Origin of the sequence: Herbaspirillum sp. SJZ106 (assembly GCF_006715495.1) — a bacterium.
GTDB lineage: Bacteria > Pseudomonadota > Gammaproteobacteria > Burkholderiales > Burkholderiaceae_D > Herbaspirillum.
Genome location: NZ_VFNI01000004.1, coordinates 116751 through 129382 on the forward strand (window position 1 = coordinate 116751; position 12632 = coordinate 129382).

At 63.3% G+C, this 12632-nt stretch carries 9 protein-coding genes; 8 read left to right on the plus strand and 1 reads right to left on the minus strand.

Features of this window, described 5'->3' with window-relative positions:
• Window positions 1-26: 26 nt before the first annotated feature.
• Genes FB598_RS13665 through FB598_RS13680 form a run of 4 tightly spaced genes read left to right on the plus strand, consistent with a single transcriptional unit; the run spans window position 27 to window position 5834 of the window.
• Entirely contained in the window at window positions 27-1466 is a 1440-nt protein-coding gene (locus FB598_RS13665) for an O-antigen ligase (RefSeq protein ID WP_141915807.1), read from the plus strand.
• Between the two features lie 51 nt (window positions 1467-1517).
• Window positions 1518-2744, plus strand: a complete 1227-nt coding sequence (locus FB598_RS13670) for a glycosyltransferase family 4 protein (RefSeq protein WP_141915805.1) — start codon at window positions 1518-1520, stop codon at window positions 2742-2744.
• On the plus strand, window positions 2741-3799 hold the full coding sequence (locus tag FB598_RS13675; RefSeq protein WP_141915802.1) for an acyltransferase: 1059 nt from the start codon (window positions 2741-2743) through the stop codon (window positions 3797-3799). Before FB598_RS13670 ends, FB598_RS13675 begins: the two co-directional genes overlap by 4 nt.
• 52 nt (window positions 3800-3851) lie before the next feature.
• The gene (locus tag FB598_RS13680; RefSeq protein ID WP_141915800.1) at window positions 3852-5834 is read left to right on the plus strand and encodes an acyltransferase family protein; all 1983 of its coding nucleotides are present in this window, start codon (window positions 3852-3854) and stop codon (window positions 5832-5834) included.
• A 76-nt stretch (window positions 5835-5910) separates the two neighbouring features.
• On the opposite strand, the gene FB598_RS13685 is transcribed toward FB598_RS13680, so the two are convergent.
• Window positions 5911-7293, minus strand: a complete 1383-nt coding sequence (locus FB598_RS13685) for an Atrophin-1 multi-domain protein (protein ID WP_255464026.1) — start codon at window positions 7291-7293, stop codon at window positions 5911-5913.
• Between the two features lie 364 nt (window positions 7294-7657).
• Here FB598_RS13685 and FB598_RS13690 point away from each other — a divergent pair, with 364 nt between their 5' ends.
• From FB598_RS13690 to FB598_RS13705, 4 genes are all read left to right on the plus strand, one after another.
• The gene (locus FB598_RS13690; RefSeq protein WP_141915797.1) at window positions 7658-8851 is read left to right on the plus strand and encodes a glycosyltransferase family 2 protein; all 1194 of its coding nucleotides are present in this window, start codon (window positions 7658-7660) and stop codon (window positions 8849-8851) included.
• On the plus strand, window positions 8838-10037 hold the full coding sequence (locus FB598_RS13695; RefSeq protein WP_255515773.1) for a WecB/TagA/CpsF family glycosyltransferase: 1200 nt from the start codon (window positions 8838-8840) through the stop codon (window positions 10035-10037). The genes FB598_RS13690 and FB598_RS13695 overlap by 14 nt, the downstream gene beginning before the upstream one ends.
• Before the next feature lie 67 nt (window positions 10038-10104).
• Window positions 10105-11427 (plus strand): UDP-glucose/GDP-mannose dehydrogenase family protein, encoded by a 1323-nt coding sequence (locus FB598_RS13700; protein ID WP_141915794.1) that lies wholly within the window; start codon window positions 10105-10107, stop codon window positions 11425-11427.
• A 68-nt stretch (window positions 11428-11495) separates the two neighbouring features.
• Complete coding sequence (locus tag FB598_RS13705) at window positions 11496-12614, plus strand: sugar phosphate nucleotidyltransferase (protein ID WP_141916069.1); 1119 nt, start codon at window positions 11496-11498, stop codon at window positions 12612-12614.
• Window positions 12615-12632: the final 18 nt, after the last annotated feature.

The following is a 12632-nucleotide window of genomic DNA, read 5'->3' on the forward strand; positions in this document are numbered from 1 at the left end:
CGGCCAGGGCGGGAGGAAAGCCAACCATGAACAGAAAAGATTTCCAGACATCGCAGTGGGCCCTCCTGGGAGGCATGCTGTTGCTGGCGCTGCTGATCGGGATGGTCGTGCCGGTCTTCGCCGGCATGGTGGGCGACAGCTACGCCCGCCTGGTGGCGCTGCCGGCGTTGTTCATCCTGGGCGGGCTGATGATCTTCAACCGCACGCTGCTGCTGCTGATCATCGTGCTGCTGCGCTCGGCCGGGGACATCGTCCTGGAAGCCACGCGCGCGACCAATGCTACCGGCTTCTCGCCCGGCCTGGGCGGCGCCATCAATGCGCTGATCATCCTCATCGCCTTCCTGTTCGTGGTGGAAAAACCGCAGCGCCTGCCGCGCGCGGTCATGGTGCCGTGGATCATCCTGCTGGGCGTGTCGTTCTACGGCCTGGCGGTGTCGCCGGAACTGGGCGCGGCCCTCAAGATCGTGCTGTCGCTGCTGTCGTACTGCGCCATGTTCATCTGCGCGTTCTACATCGTGCGCACGCCCGAGGATTTCCGTTCGCTGGTGAAGCTGGTGATCTGGTCGTCGGTGCTGCCGGCCCTGTATGGCGTGGTGACCGTGGCGCTCAATGCGCGCGGCGGCCTGAGCGGTTTCCGCCTGCAAAGCACTTTCGGCCATGCCAACATCCTGGCCTTCTACCTCACGCTGGTGCTGTCCATGGGTCTGTATGTGCTGAAGAGCCCGGATTTCCGCCTGACGCAATTGAAGCGGATCGGCCTGATGTCGTGGATGTTCTTCCTGATGGGCCTGCTGCTGCTGACGCAGACCCGCAGCGCGTGGATCGCCTGCTTCCTGATGTTCTTCCTGTACGGCACATTGTTCGAACGGCGCTATCTGCTGTACCTGATGGTGCTGCCGCTTATCGCGCTGATGATCCCCAGCGTGCATGAGCGCATCGCGCAGCTCGACAGCGGCAACACGGTCGAGACATATGCCAAGCTCAATTCCTTCGCCTGGCGCGTGCTGCTGTGGAAATCGGGGCTGAACTGGATGTCGCCGTCGCATTACCTGCAGGGCTACGGCGTCGAATCCTTCCTGCATTATTCGGTGGTGTTCTTCCCGCTGGCCGGCGGCATGCCGTGGGGGGCGCACAGCGTCTACGTCCAGTGGTTCTTCGATACCGGACTGGTCGGCATCGCGGCATATTTTTTCGTGTTCTATGCCGTCATCCGCATGCTGGCCAAACTCTATCCGACCGACAAGCTGGCGGCATGCATGCTGATCTTCATTGCGGTCGAGCATCTGGTGGTGTCGGCTTCCGACAACGTGCTGGCCTACCTCGCCTTCAACTGGTACTTCTGGCTGCTGTGCGGCGCCGGTTGTGCGCTGTACTACAACAGCGACGCCTACCGGGCGGAGCAGGAGCGGCGGCGCCAGAAAAAGCTCCCAGGCCACCGCCTGTCCACTGCCGCGCGCGTGCGCTGAGCGACAACCTGCGCTACGTCCCACTTTCACATTCAGATAACGACGGTGCCCATGAAAATCGCCTACCTGGTGAACCAGTATCCCAAAGTCAGTCACAGCTTCATCCGGCGCGAGATCGCCGCGATGGAAAGGCAAGGTTTCGAGGTGCAGCGCATCGCGCTGCGCGGCTGGGACGCCGAGGTGGTCGACCGGGATGACAAGGCCGAGCGCGAGCGCACCGAGTATGTGCTGCGCGATGGCATGGGCGCCTTGCTCAAGGATGTCGTGGGCGCGGCGCTCGAGCGGCCGCAGGCTTTTCTCAAGTCGCTGGTGCTGGCCATGCGCATGGCGCGCAATGGCGAACGCGCGTTGCCTTACCACCTGGCCTACCTGGCCGAGGCGGCGAGGGTGGTGCGGATGATGCGGCGCAGCGGCGCCTTGCATCTGCATGCGCACTTCGGCACCAATTCGGCCGAGATCGCGATGCTGGCGCAATGCCTGGGCGGCGCCCAGTACAGTTTCACCGTGCACGGCCCGGAGGAGTTCGACAAACCGGTGCAGCTTGGCCTGGGCGAGAAGATCCATCGCTCCGCCTTTACCGTGGCCATCAGTTCCTACGGCCGCAGCCAGTTGTTCCGCTGGGCCGGTCACCGCGACTGGCGCAAGGTCGGCATCGTGCATTGCGGGCTGGAGCCGGCTTTTTATGCCGGCGAGCAAAGCGCGCCGTCCGCCGCGCCGCGCCTGGTGTGCGTGGGCCGCCTGTGCGAGCAGAAGGGGCAGTTGCTGCTGGTGGAAGCCGCGCATCTGCTGGAGCAGGCCGGTGTCGGTTTCGAGCTGGTCCTGGCCGGCGACGGCGAAATGCGCCGGGAAATCGAGGGCGTCATCGCGCAGTACGGCCTGCAGGAGAAAATCCGCATCACCGGCTGGATCGGCAGCGAGCAGGTGCGCGCCGAGCTGCTGGCTGCGCGCGCGCTGGTGCTGCCCAGTTTCGCCGAGGGCTTGCCGGTGGTGCTGATGGAGGCGATGTCCTTGCATCGCCCGGTGCTGACCACCTATGTGGCCGGCATCCCGGAGCTGGTGAAAGACGATGAGAACGGCTGGCTGTTCCCCGCCGGCGATATCGAGGAACTGGCGCGCGCCATGCGCGCTTGCCTGGAAAGTTCGCCCGCCCGGCTGGAACAGATGGGGCGCGCGGCCTATGCGCGCGTGGTGGAACGGCACTCGGTCGATACCGAGGCCGGCAAGCTGGCCGCCATGATTCGCGGTTCTCTGCCTGCGCCAGCGGGGGCGGCGCTTTGAACCTGGCGCATACACAGCACAAGGAAATTCCATCCCTGGATGGGTGGCGGGCGGTAGCCATCGCCATCGTCTTCCTGAGCCATGCGGGGCTGGGCGAACTGGTGCCGGGCGGGCTCGGCGTCACCATCTTCTTCTTTCTCAGCGGCTACCTGATTACCACGCTGCTGCTGCGGGAGTACGGCGCGACCCGCACCATTCACATCCGCAATTTCTATATCCGCCGCGCCCTGCGCCTGACGCCGCCCCTGGTGCTGGTGCTGGTGGGCGCCTACCTGCTGACGGCCGCCGGGCTGCTGCAGGGGACTGCCACCTGGCGCGGCTTCTTCGCCCAGTTGTTCTACTTCGCGAATTACTACGTGCTGTTCTTCGATCCCGGGCACACGGTTCCGGCGGGTACCGGCATCTTCTGGTCGCTGGCGGTGGAAGAACATTTCTACTTTGTCTTTCCGGCCTTGTTGCTGCTGCTGTTGGGGCGTATCCGCCACGCGCTCATTCCGCTGTTCCTGGCGCTGCTGTGCGTGCTGGTGCTGGCGTGGCGCCTGCATCTGGTGGCGCTGCCGGATGTCTCGATGTCGCGCACTTACTATGCGACCGATACCCGCATCGACTCGATCCTGTACGGCTGCATCCTGGCCACGGTCAGTTTGCCGCAGCGCTGGCAGGCAGCATTGCGCAGCAAGACCGCCAGCCGCCTGGGCATCGCCGGCGGCGCCCTGGTGATCCTGCTGACCTTGCTGGTGCGCGAGGAATCGTTCCGCGAGGGACTGCGCTATTCGCTGCAGGGGCTGGCGCTCATTCCATTGTTTTATTACTCGATCGGCGACCGCACGAGCTTGCTCCACCGGCTGTTGAACTTGCCGCTGGTGCGCAAGATCGGCGTCTATTCGTATTCGATCTATCTGATCCACCACATCCTGTTGGAGAACCTGGATGCAATGAGTTCATCGCCGCTGCTCAACGGCCTGGCGGCAGCCGCAGTGGCGCTGTTGTTCGCGTTCCTGATCGACCGTTACCTCGACACGTATCTGCGGCAACTGCGCGTGCGCTTCCGCTAGGGCGTCCACCACCCGTTACCGTTACCCGGAAAACATTTTCAACAAGACCGACATGGCAATCGCAAAAGCTCACGAACACGGCACCTCGCTGCATCCGCAATATCGTCCTGATATCGACGGCCTGCGCGCGATCGCCGTTCTGTCGGTGCTGGTATTCCACGCCTTTCCGGAGGTCTTGCCGGGCGGCTTCATCGGCGTCGACATCTTTTTTGTCATCTCGGGTTTCCTGATTTCGCTGATCATCTTCAAGAACCTGGAGCAGGGGCGTTTTGGCATCGTCGAGTTCTACATCCGCCGCATCCGCCGCATCTTCCCGGCGCTGATGACGGTGATGCTGCTATGCATCGCCGGCGGCTGGATGCTGTTGTACGCCGACGAGTACAAGCAACTGGGCAAGCATTTGTTCGGCGGCTCCAGTTTCATCTCCAACTTCCTGTTCTGGAAAGAGAGCAACTACTTCGACAACGCGGCCGAGACCAAGCCGCTGCTGCACCTGTGGAGCCTGGCCATCGAGGAGCAGTTCTACTTGTTCTGGCCGCTGCTGCTGGCGTTCGTGTGGCGGCGCAAGTGGGGTTTCCTGCGCATCATGGGCGCGATCGGGCTGGTGTCGTTCGCGGTCAACCTCTACCTGGTCGGGCATGACCAGACCGCGGCCTTCTATTCGCCGCTGTCGCGCTTCTGGGAACTGATGGTCGGCGGCGCGCTGGCCTACATCAACCTGCACCGGCCGCAACTGAACCGCATCCATCGCGACCTGCAGTCGGTGCTGGGCCTGGCGCTGCTGGTGATCGGCTTTGCGGCAATCAACAACACCAGGGCATTCCCTGGCGTGTGGGCCTTGCTGCCGACCGTGGGCGCCTTCCTGATCCTGTCGGCGGGGCCGGGGGCATGGTGCAACCGCAAGTTGCTGGCCAGCCGCGTGCCGGTATGGTTCGGCCTGATCAGCTATCCCCTGTACCTGTGGCATTGGCCGCTGCTGGCCTTCGCCACCATCATCGAAGGCGCCACGCCGAACCCCGCCCTCCGCCTGGGCGCGGCGCTGGCGGCCATTGTGCTGGCCTGGTTCACTTACCGTTTCATCGAACGTCCGCTGCGCAGCGCCAACAGCCTGCGCCCTGTGTGGGCGCTGGCGGCGGCCAATGTGGCGGTCGGCGTGGTCGGGCTGGGGATCTACTTCAACGGCGGCTTCGTGCAGCGGCCGTTGAATGAGCGGCTCGACTTCATCGCCGCCGGCGATGTCTTCCTTGGATCGCGCAATTCCGACGCCAGCTGTCCCAAATTCAACCAGAGCAAGATCCTGCCGGAAGAGGTCTGCCTGTCCAACTCCGCCACGCCCAGGGTCATGTTCGTCGGCGACAGCCACATGATGGCTTTGCATTCGGCGGTCTATTCGCATGCGGTCAAGGCCAGTTCCATCATGGTGGCCGGACATTCCTGTTACCTCTACCCGAACCTGCCCTACAAGGCCGGCGGCGCGCATGACTGGGGCAACAACTGCACCGCGATTGCGCAGGAGGCGCTGGCCGTGGCCGCGCGCACGCCCTCCATCGATACGGTGGTGATCAGCAATACCTATCCGCGCGGCGACCTGGCCAAGGCTTCGCGCTATGAACTGGCCGGCAAGCCGCTGTCGCAGCGCGAAGCTTTCCTGGCCGGCAACGCCAGCCTGATCGGACAGTTCCAGAAGATGGGCAAGAAGGTGGTGTACGTGATGGACGTGCCGCACCTCAAGCGCGATCCGCATGCCTGCGTGAGCCGCTTCGATGCCGCGGCCGAGCGTGACTGCGCCTACACGCCGCAAGAGAACGCGGCCTTGCGCGCGCAATACAACGATGCCGTGAAGGCATTGCAGGCCAGCTTGCCGGGGCTGGCGGTGTACGACCCGACGCCGGTGTTCTGCGGCGACGGCAAGTGCATGGCCAAGGTCCAGGGCAAGTATTTGTACAACGATAACCAGCATATCAGCGTGACCGCGTCGCAGATGGTGCTGGAGCGGATGGCGCAGCAGGGCCTGCTGCAGTTGCAGCAGCCATGACCAGGCGGCCGGCGCGAGCCGGCGGAAAAAAGCCCGCGGCCGGGATGGCCGCGGGCAATGCCGGGAAGCGGGTGCTTCAGTTGGCGCGCAGCAGTTGGCCGCCGACCTTGGAGCCGGCGCCGATGCCGCTCTGGGCGTAGACGATCGCCAGCGGGTTGACGCCGCCCCATTGGAAGGTGGCGCTCTGGCCGTTGTCCAGGAAGCCGGTATCGACCAGGGTCTTGTTGCCGTTGCCCTTGTCGACCACGGTCAGGCGCAGCTTGCCGCCGCCGGTGGTCCTGGCGGTGAGCTTGTAGCTCACGCCGGCGGTGGGCAAGGCCCATGACACCGGGTGCAGGTTGTTGCTGTTGTAGTTCACCACCTGCGATGGCGTGGTAGTAGCCGGAAACACCACGGCCTGCTCCCACGACTGGTAGGCGCCGGCCACGGTGCCCGACTGCAGCGTCCAGTTGCCGCGCATGGAGAGCAGGTTGAGGTTCTTCTCCGGCGTGAAGGCGTTGCCGTTGCCGTCGATCCAGCCCTTGGCGCCGGTCACCCGGCGCAGGTTGGCGCGGATCAGCTGCAGCTGGTTGGCGTTATCGGTGTTCCAGCCGTTGCGGTGCAGGTTGATGTCCGAACCGATCTCGGCATAGATGGAAAACGGCGTGCCGACGTTGGTGTCGACCACATAGGCGCCGAAGCGCTTGAGCGTTTCGGCCACCTTGCGCAAGTCGGCATCGGTGATCTGGGCGGTATCGAAGGACGGCGGCAGCATCAGCAGCGAGCCTTCCGGGAAGGCGCCGGTGTTGACGGTGGCGGCGTTCCAGTCGGCGGTAGTGGCCGGGAACACATAGGTCGGATTGGCCGACAGGCCGTTGGTGGTGAGCGACAGGCACAACGCATGCGGATAGTAAGGCGCGCTTCGGTCGGCCACTTCGTGGATGCGCATGAGCCCGCCCGCGGCCGGCACGCCGGTGGCGCGGGCGCCCTGGTAGTAATGGCCGGGCTCGGGCCAGCCGCTGCCGTCGAGCCTGGTCCAGGCGTATTGGGTGGCGACCCATTGCGTGCCTTCCTTCTTCAGTTGCCAGAAGGAATGGATGATCCCGGTGACCGGGTCGACGATGTCGGCGTGGCCATCGCTGCCGGAGGCCGGCGCGGCCGAGGCGGGCCAGCGCGGAATGGTGACGTCGTGGTAGGTCTCGTCGTCGGCGTTGAGCAGGCCTTTCTTGCCGCTGGGGCCCTTGACGGTCACCGGGCCGTCATTGGCCACGGCGAGGAAGATGCCGGTGGAATAGGCGCCGGTGCTGATGGAAGGGTAGTAGGACGAAGTGGGAATGACGTCGCCGGCGAAGGTCGGTTCGACCGGGCGGCTGTTCCACAAAGAGTTGGCGGCAAAGGGTTGTTGGTAAGTGCCGAATTCGGCCGCCTTTGCCTGCATCGGAAGCGTCATGGAAAAGCTCAGCAGTAGTGCGGTAGCCATGGCGCTTCGTAAGCGGATTCGTTTTTTCATGCGGACTCCTTGTGATGGGATGGGACGAGGGATTACTGCAGAGCTGGACAGGGAAGGATGGTGCTTGGATTTTTGTTTTTCAGCATAGGGATGAGGGAGTGAATTCATACCGAGACAAGTAAAGAATTGGTGTGGGCGACTGGTATGCGAGTGCACTTGTCGGAGATCGTTCAGTTGCACTGTGCAGTAATGAAGATTCGCATGCTGTGATGCCGCATTTTTTATTCAAATTTTTCTTCCGGGTGAATTTATTTTCCCATCATGCTGGTCAAAGAAGTGGTTTTCCTGAGGGGGATAACGATTTTTGAATGACAACCTCAACAAGGGAAGACATATGGAAATGAATTTTGCGGTGCAGCTAATTTTGCTCCTTGGCCTGAGCTTGCTGGCTATTCCCGTTTGCGTGCTGCTGGTGCAGGCGATGGCGGCAATCATTGCGCAGCATCATGCGACCCGCTTGAGGGTGCAGCGACCGCGCATCGCGGTCTTGATGCCGGCCCACAATGAGGCGGGCGGCATCGTCAAGGTGATCGCCAGCGTGCGCGCACAACTGCAAGCCGGCGACCGCTTGCTGGTGGTGGCCGACAACTGTTCCGACAATACTGCCGAGCTTGCGCGCAGCGCGGGCGCCCAGGTGACCGAGCGCTTTCATGACCAGAAACGCGGCAAGGGTTACGCGCTTGACCACGGCATCGCCCACCTGGCCGCCGATGTGCCGGAGGTGGTGATCATCGTCGACGCCGATTGCATTCCCGAGCCCGGTGCGCTGGATATGGTGGCGCGCGCCGCCGCCCACAGCGGCCGTCCGGTGCAGGCGCTTTACCTGATGTATTCGCCGGCCGGGGCCGGGCCGATGCGCAAGATCGCGGAGTTTGCGTGGCTGGTGAAGAACCTGGTGCGTCCGCTCGGCTTCCAGCACCTCGGCTTGCCATGCCAGTTGATGGGTACCGGCATGGCCTTCCCCTGGAAGCTCATCAGTAAGGCCGAGCTGGCGACCGGACATATCGTCGAAGACATGAAGCTGGGCGTGGACCTTGCGCGCGCGGGGCGGGCGCCGCTGTTTTGCCCGGAAGCGCTGGTGTACAGCTATTTTCCCAGCAGCGAGGCCGGTTCCCGTACGCAGCGCACCCGCTGGGAGCACGGCCATATGAGCGTGATCCTGACGCAGGTGCCGCGTTTGCTGGCCGCCGGCGTCGGCTCCGGCAACGGGGCGTTGCTGGGGCTGGCGCTGGACCTGTGCGTGCCGCCGCTGGCATTGCTGGTGTTGCTATGCGCGGGAGCGTTGACGGTGTCGCTGCTGGCGTGGGCGGTGTTCTCGCTGTGGGCGCCGGCATTCGTGGCGGCCTTGCTGGTGCTGGCCATCGGCGTGTCCATTGTGGCAGCCTGGATGCAGTACGGCAGGAAGGTGATCTCCTTCGGCGAACTGATGATGGCGGCGCTCTACGTGCTGGGCAAGCTGCCGCTCTATCTGAAATTCCTGGTCAGTCGCCAGGTGGAATGGGTGAGGTCGAAACGTGATACAGAATAATCAGGCACAGGCCGCGCAGGAGGAACAGGTTCCGGCGGCGGTTCCGGCGGTGTCGGCCGATTTCGACCGTGACGTCCATTGCATCCTCGGGCTGCCGTTTGACCGGGTGAGCGTTGAGCAGGCGGCCGACCGGCTGCGTATTGCCGCCCGTGACGGGCACCGCTGCTTCTTCTCCACTCCCAACCTGAATTTCGCGATCGCTTGCATGCACGATCCGGCGTTCCGCCATTCGGTCATCCAGAGCGATCTCTCCATTGCCGACGGCATGCCGTTGATATGGATCGCCAGGGCGCTGGGCATTCCATTGCATGAGCGCGTGGCCGGTTCCAGCCTGTTCCAGGCCTTGCGCCTGGCGGATGCGCGTCGGCCTGCGGCGCGCCTGGAGCGCCCGCTCAAGGTGTACTTCTTTGGCGGGCCGCCGGGGGTGGCCGAAGCCGCCAGCATCAGGCTCAATGCAGAGCAGTCGCAGATGCGGTGCGTGGGTTTCAATTCGCCGGGATTCGGTAGTGTGGCGCAGATGAGCGACGCCAAATCCATCGAACAGATCAACCGCAGCGGCGCCGATTTCCTGGTGGTGGCGCTGGGCGCCAAGAAGGGCCAGGAGTGGATCAGGTACAACCTGCCGGCGCTTCAAGTGCCACTGGTGAGCCATCTCGGCGCGGTGATCAATTTCGTGGCGGGAACGGTCTCGCGCGCGCCCGGGTGGCTGCAGAAATGCGGCCTCGAATGGGTCTGGCGTATCAAGGAAGAGCCCAAACTGTGGCGCCGTTATTGGGACGATGGCGCGGCGCTGCTGCAGTTGTTGGCCACGCGCGTGGTGCCGGCCATGCTGGCCAGGCGCAAGCGGCCAGCCAAGCCTGAATTCGACCGTGCCGCCCTGACGGTGCGCGATGAGGGGGACCGCATTGTCCTGGTGTTGTCCGGCGCCTGGGGCGAAGAAAACATCGACCGTTTGCGTCCCGCCCTCAAGCAACTGGCCGCGTCGCCGGCCATTCTGGCCTATATCGATCTGGCCGCAACGGATTTCGTCGACAGCGCGGTACTGGCGCTGCTGATGCTGCTGCAAGGAGACTGCATGGACAAGGCCCGCTCGCTGCAACTGGCCAACCTGTCGCCGGCCTTGCGCCGCCTGTTGCGCTGGCATTGCGCCGAGTACCTGGTCGAACCGGCCGGCCGTGCGGATTGAGGTTGCGGCCACACGATCGACCAGTATCAGTTTCTTTTTTTTGCATACTTCCCGAGGAAAGCGCGCTATGAAAATTACAGTTATTGGCACCGGCTACGTCGGCCTGGTCACAGGCACCTGCCTGGCGGAAATGGGCAACGATGTCTTGTGCCTGGACCTGGACGCGAACAAGATCAAGGTGCTCAACGAGGGCGGCATCCCGATCCATGAGCCCGGCCTGCAGGACATGGTGCAGCGGAACAAGGCGGCTAACCGCCTGAACTTCACCACCAGCATCGAGGAGAGCGTGGCATTCGGCGAGCTGCAGTTCATCGCGGTCGGCACGCCGCCCGACGAGGACGGTTCGGCCGACTTGCAATACGTGCTGGCGGCGGCGCGCAATATCGGCAAGTACATGACCGGCTACAAAGTGGTCATCGACAAGTCGACCGTGCCGGTGGGCACCGCCGATAAGGTGCGCGAGGCGATCGGCGCCGAGCTGGCAGCGCGCGGCGTGCAGCAGGAGTTCGCGGTGGTCTCCAATCCCGAGTTCCTCAAGGAGGGCGCGGCGGTGGAAGATTTCATGCGGCCGGACCGCATCGTCATCGGCGCCGACGACCAGCGCGCCATCACCGCCATGCGCGACCTGTACGCGCCGTTCATCCGCAACCATGACCGCGTGATCGTCATGGATGTGCGTTCGGCCGAACTGACCAAGTACGCCGCCAACGCCATGCTGGCGACCCGCATCTCGTTCATGAACGAACTGGCCAACCTGGCCGACAAGCTGGGGGCCGACATCGAACAGATCCGGGTGGGCATCGGTTCGGATCCGCGCATCGGCTTCCATTTCCTTTACCCCGGCTGCGGCTATGGCGGCTCCTGCTTTCCCAAGGATGTGCAGGCGCTGATCAGTACCGCCGATGAAAACGGCATCGGTCTGAAGGTGCTGCGCGCGGTGGAAGACGCCAACGACGACCAGAAGCATGTGCTGCTCAACAAGATCCGCAGCCGTTTCGGTTCGGACCTGCGCGGCATGACCTTTGCGCTGTGGGGCCTGGCGTTCAAGCCCAATACCGACGACATGCGCGCGGCATCGAGTCGCGTGGTGATCGAAGGCCTGTGGGAAATGGGCGCCGTCGTGCGCGCCTACGACCCGGTGGCGATGAACGAGGCGCGCCGCATCTACGGCAACGACGACCGCCTGGCCTATGCCGATTCGCCGTCGGGCGCCGTGGCCGGCGCCGATGCCCTGGTCATCGTGACCGAGTGGAAGGAATTCCGTGCGCCCAACTTCGACGCCATCAGGCAGGCGCTGAAGCATCCGGTGATCTTCGACGGCCGCAATCTCTATTCGCCGGAGCAACTGCGCAGGAAGGATTTCGAATACTTCGCCATTGGCCGCCGCTGATCTCCCTTGCCGCTTCCGGCATGGCGTTAAAGATCGAATTCAACCAGCATGAGGACACTATGAAAGCGATGATTCTGGCGGCAGGCAAGGGAACGCGGGTAAGGCCGCTGACCTACGAGTTGCCCAAACCGATGATTCCCATCCTGGGCAAGCCGGTGATGGAATACCTGGTCGAACACCTGGTGAAGTATGGCATCCATGACATCATGGTCAATGTCAGCTACCTGCACGAAAAGATCGAGGATTACTTCGGCGATGGCCAGCGCTTCGGCGCGCGCATCGGTTATTCCTTTGAGGGCTACGTGGACGATGCCGGCACGGTGCATCCCCATCCAATCGGTTCCGCCGGCGGCATGAAGAAGATCCAGGAATTCGGCGGTTTCTTCGACGAAACCACCCTGGTCATCTGCGGCGATGCGCTGATCGACCTGGATATCCAGTCCGCGCTGTTCGAACACCGCAGCAAGGGCGCAATGGTCAGCGTGATCACCAGGGAGGTGCCGCTGGAACAGGTTTCCAGCTACGGCGTGGTGGTGGCCGACCAGGATGGCCGCGTGCAGTCCTTCCAGGAAAAGCCTAAACGCGAAGAGGCCTTGTCCAACCTGGCCAGCACCGGCATCTACATCATGGAACCGGAAGTGCTGGCGCTGATCCCGCGCGATACCGTGTTCGACATCGGCTCGGACCTGTTCCCGTTGCTGGTGGAGAAGAAACTGCCGTTTTTCGCGCAGAAGCGCTTTTTCAACTGGATCGACATCGGCAACGTCACCGATTTCTGGGCCGTGCTGCAAGGCGTGCTCAGCGGCAAGGTGGCGCAGATGTATGTGCCTGGAACGCAGGTGCGGCAAGGCTTGTGGGTCGGCCTGAATACCCGCATCGATTGGGAGGGCTCGACCATCGAAGGGCCGGTGTATATTGGCGCCGGCACCCATGTCGAAGCCGGCTGCAAGATCGTCGGCCCTTCCTGGATCGGCCATGGCAGCCACATTTGCGCAGGATCCGAGATCATCAGGAGCGTGTTGTTCGAGTACACTCGCACCGCGCCTGGCACCAAGGTGGAAGAATCGGTCGTTTGCGGCCAATACAGCGTGACGCGCGAGGGCGACATGAAGCATATTTCCGAATACGCCGACAACCATTGGAATGACGCCCGGGACCGGCGCGTCAAGCCACGAAAACAAGCCTGAAACACCTGATTTGCGAGG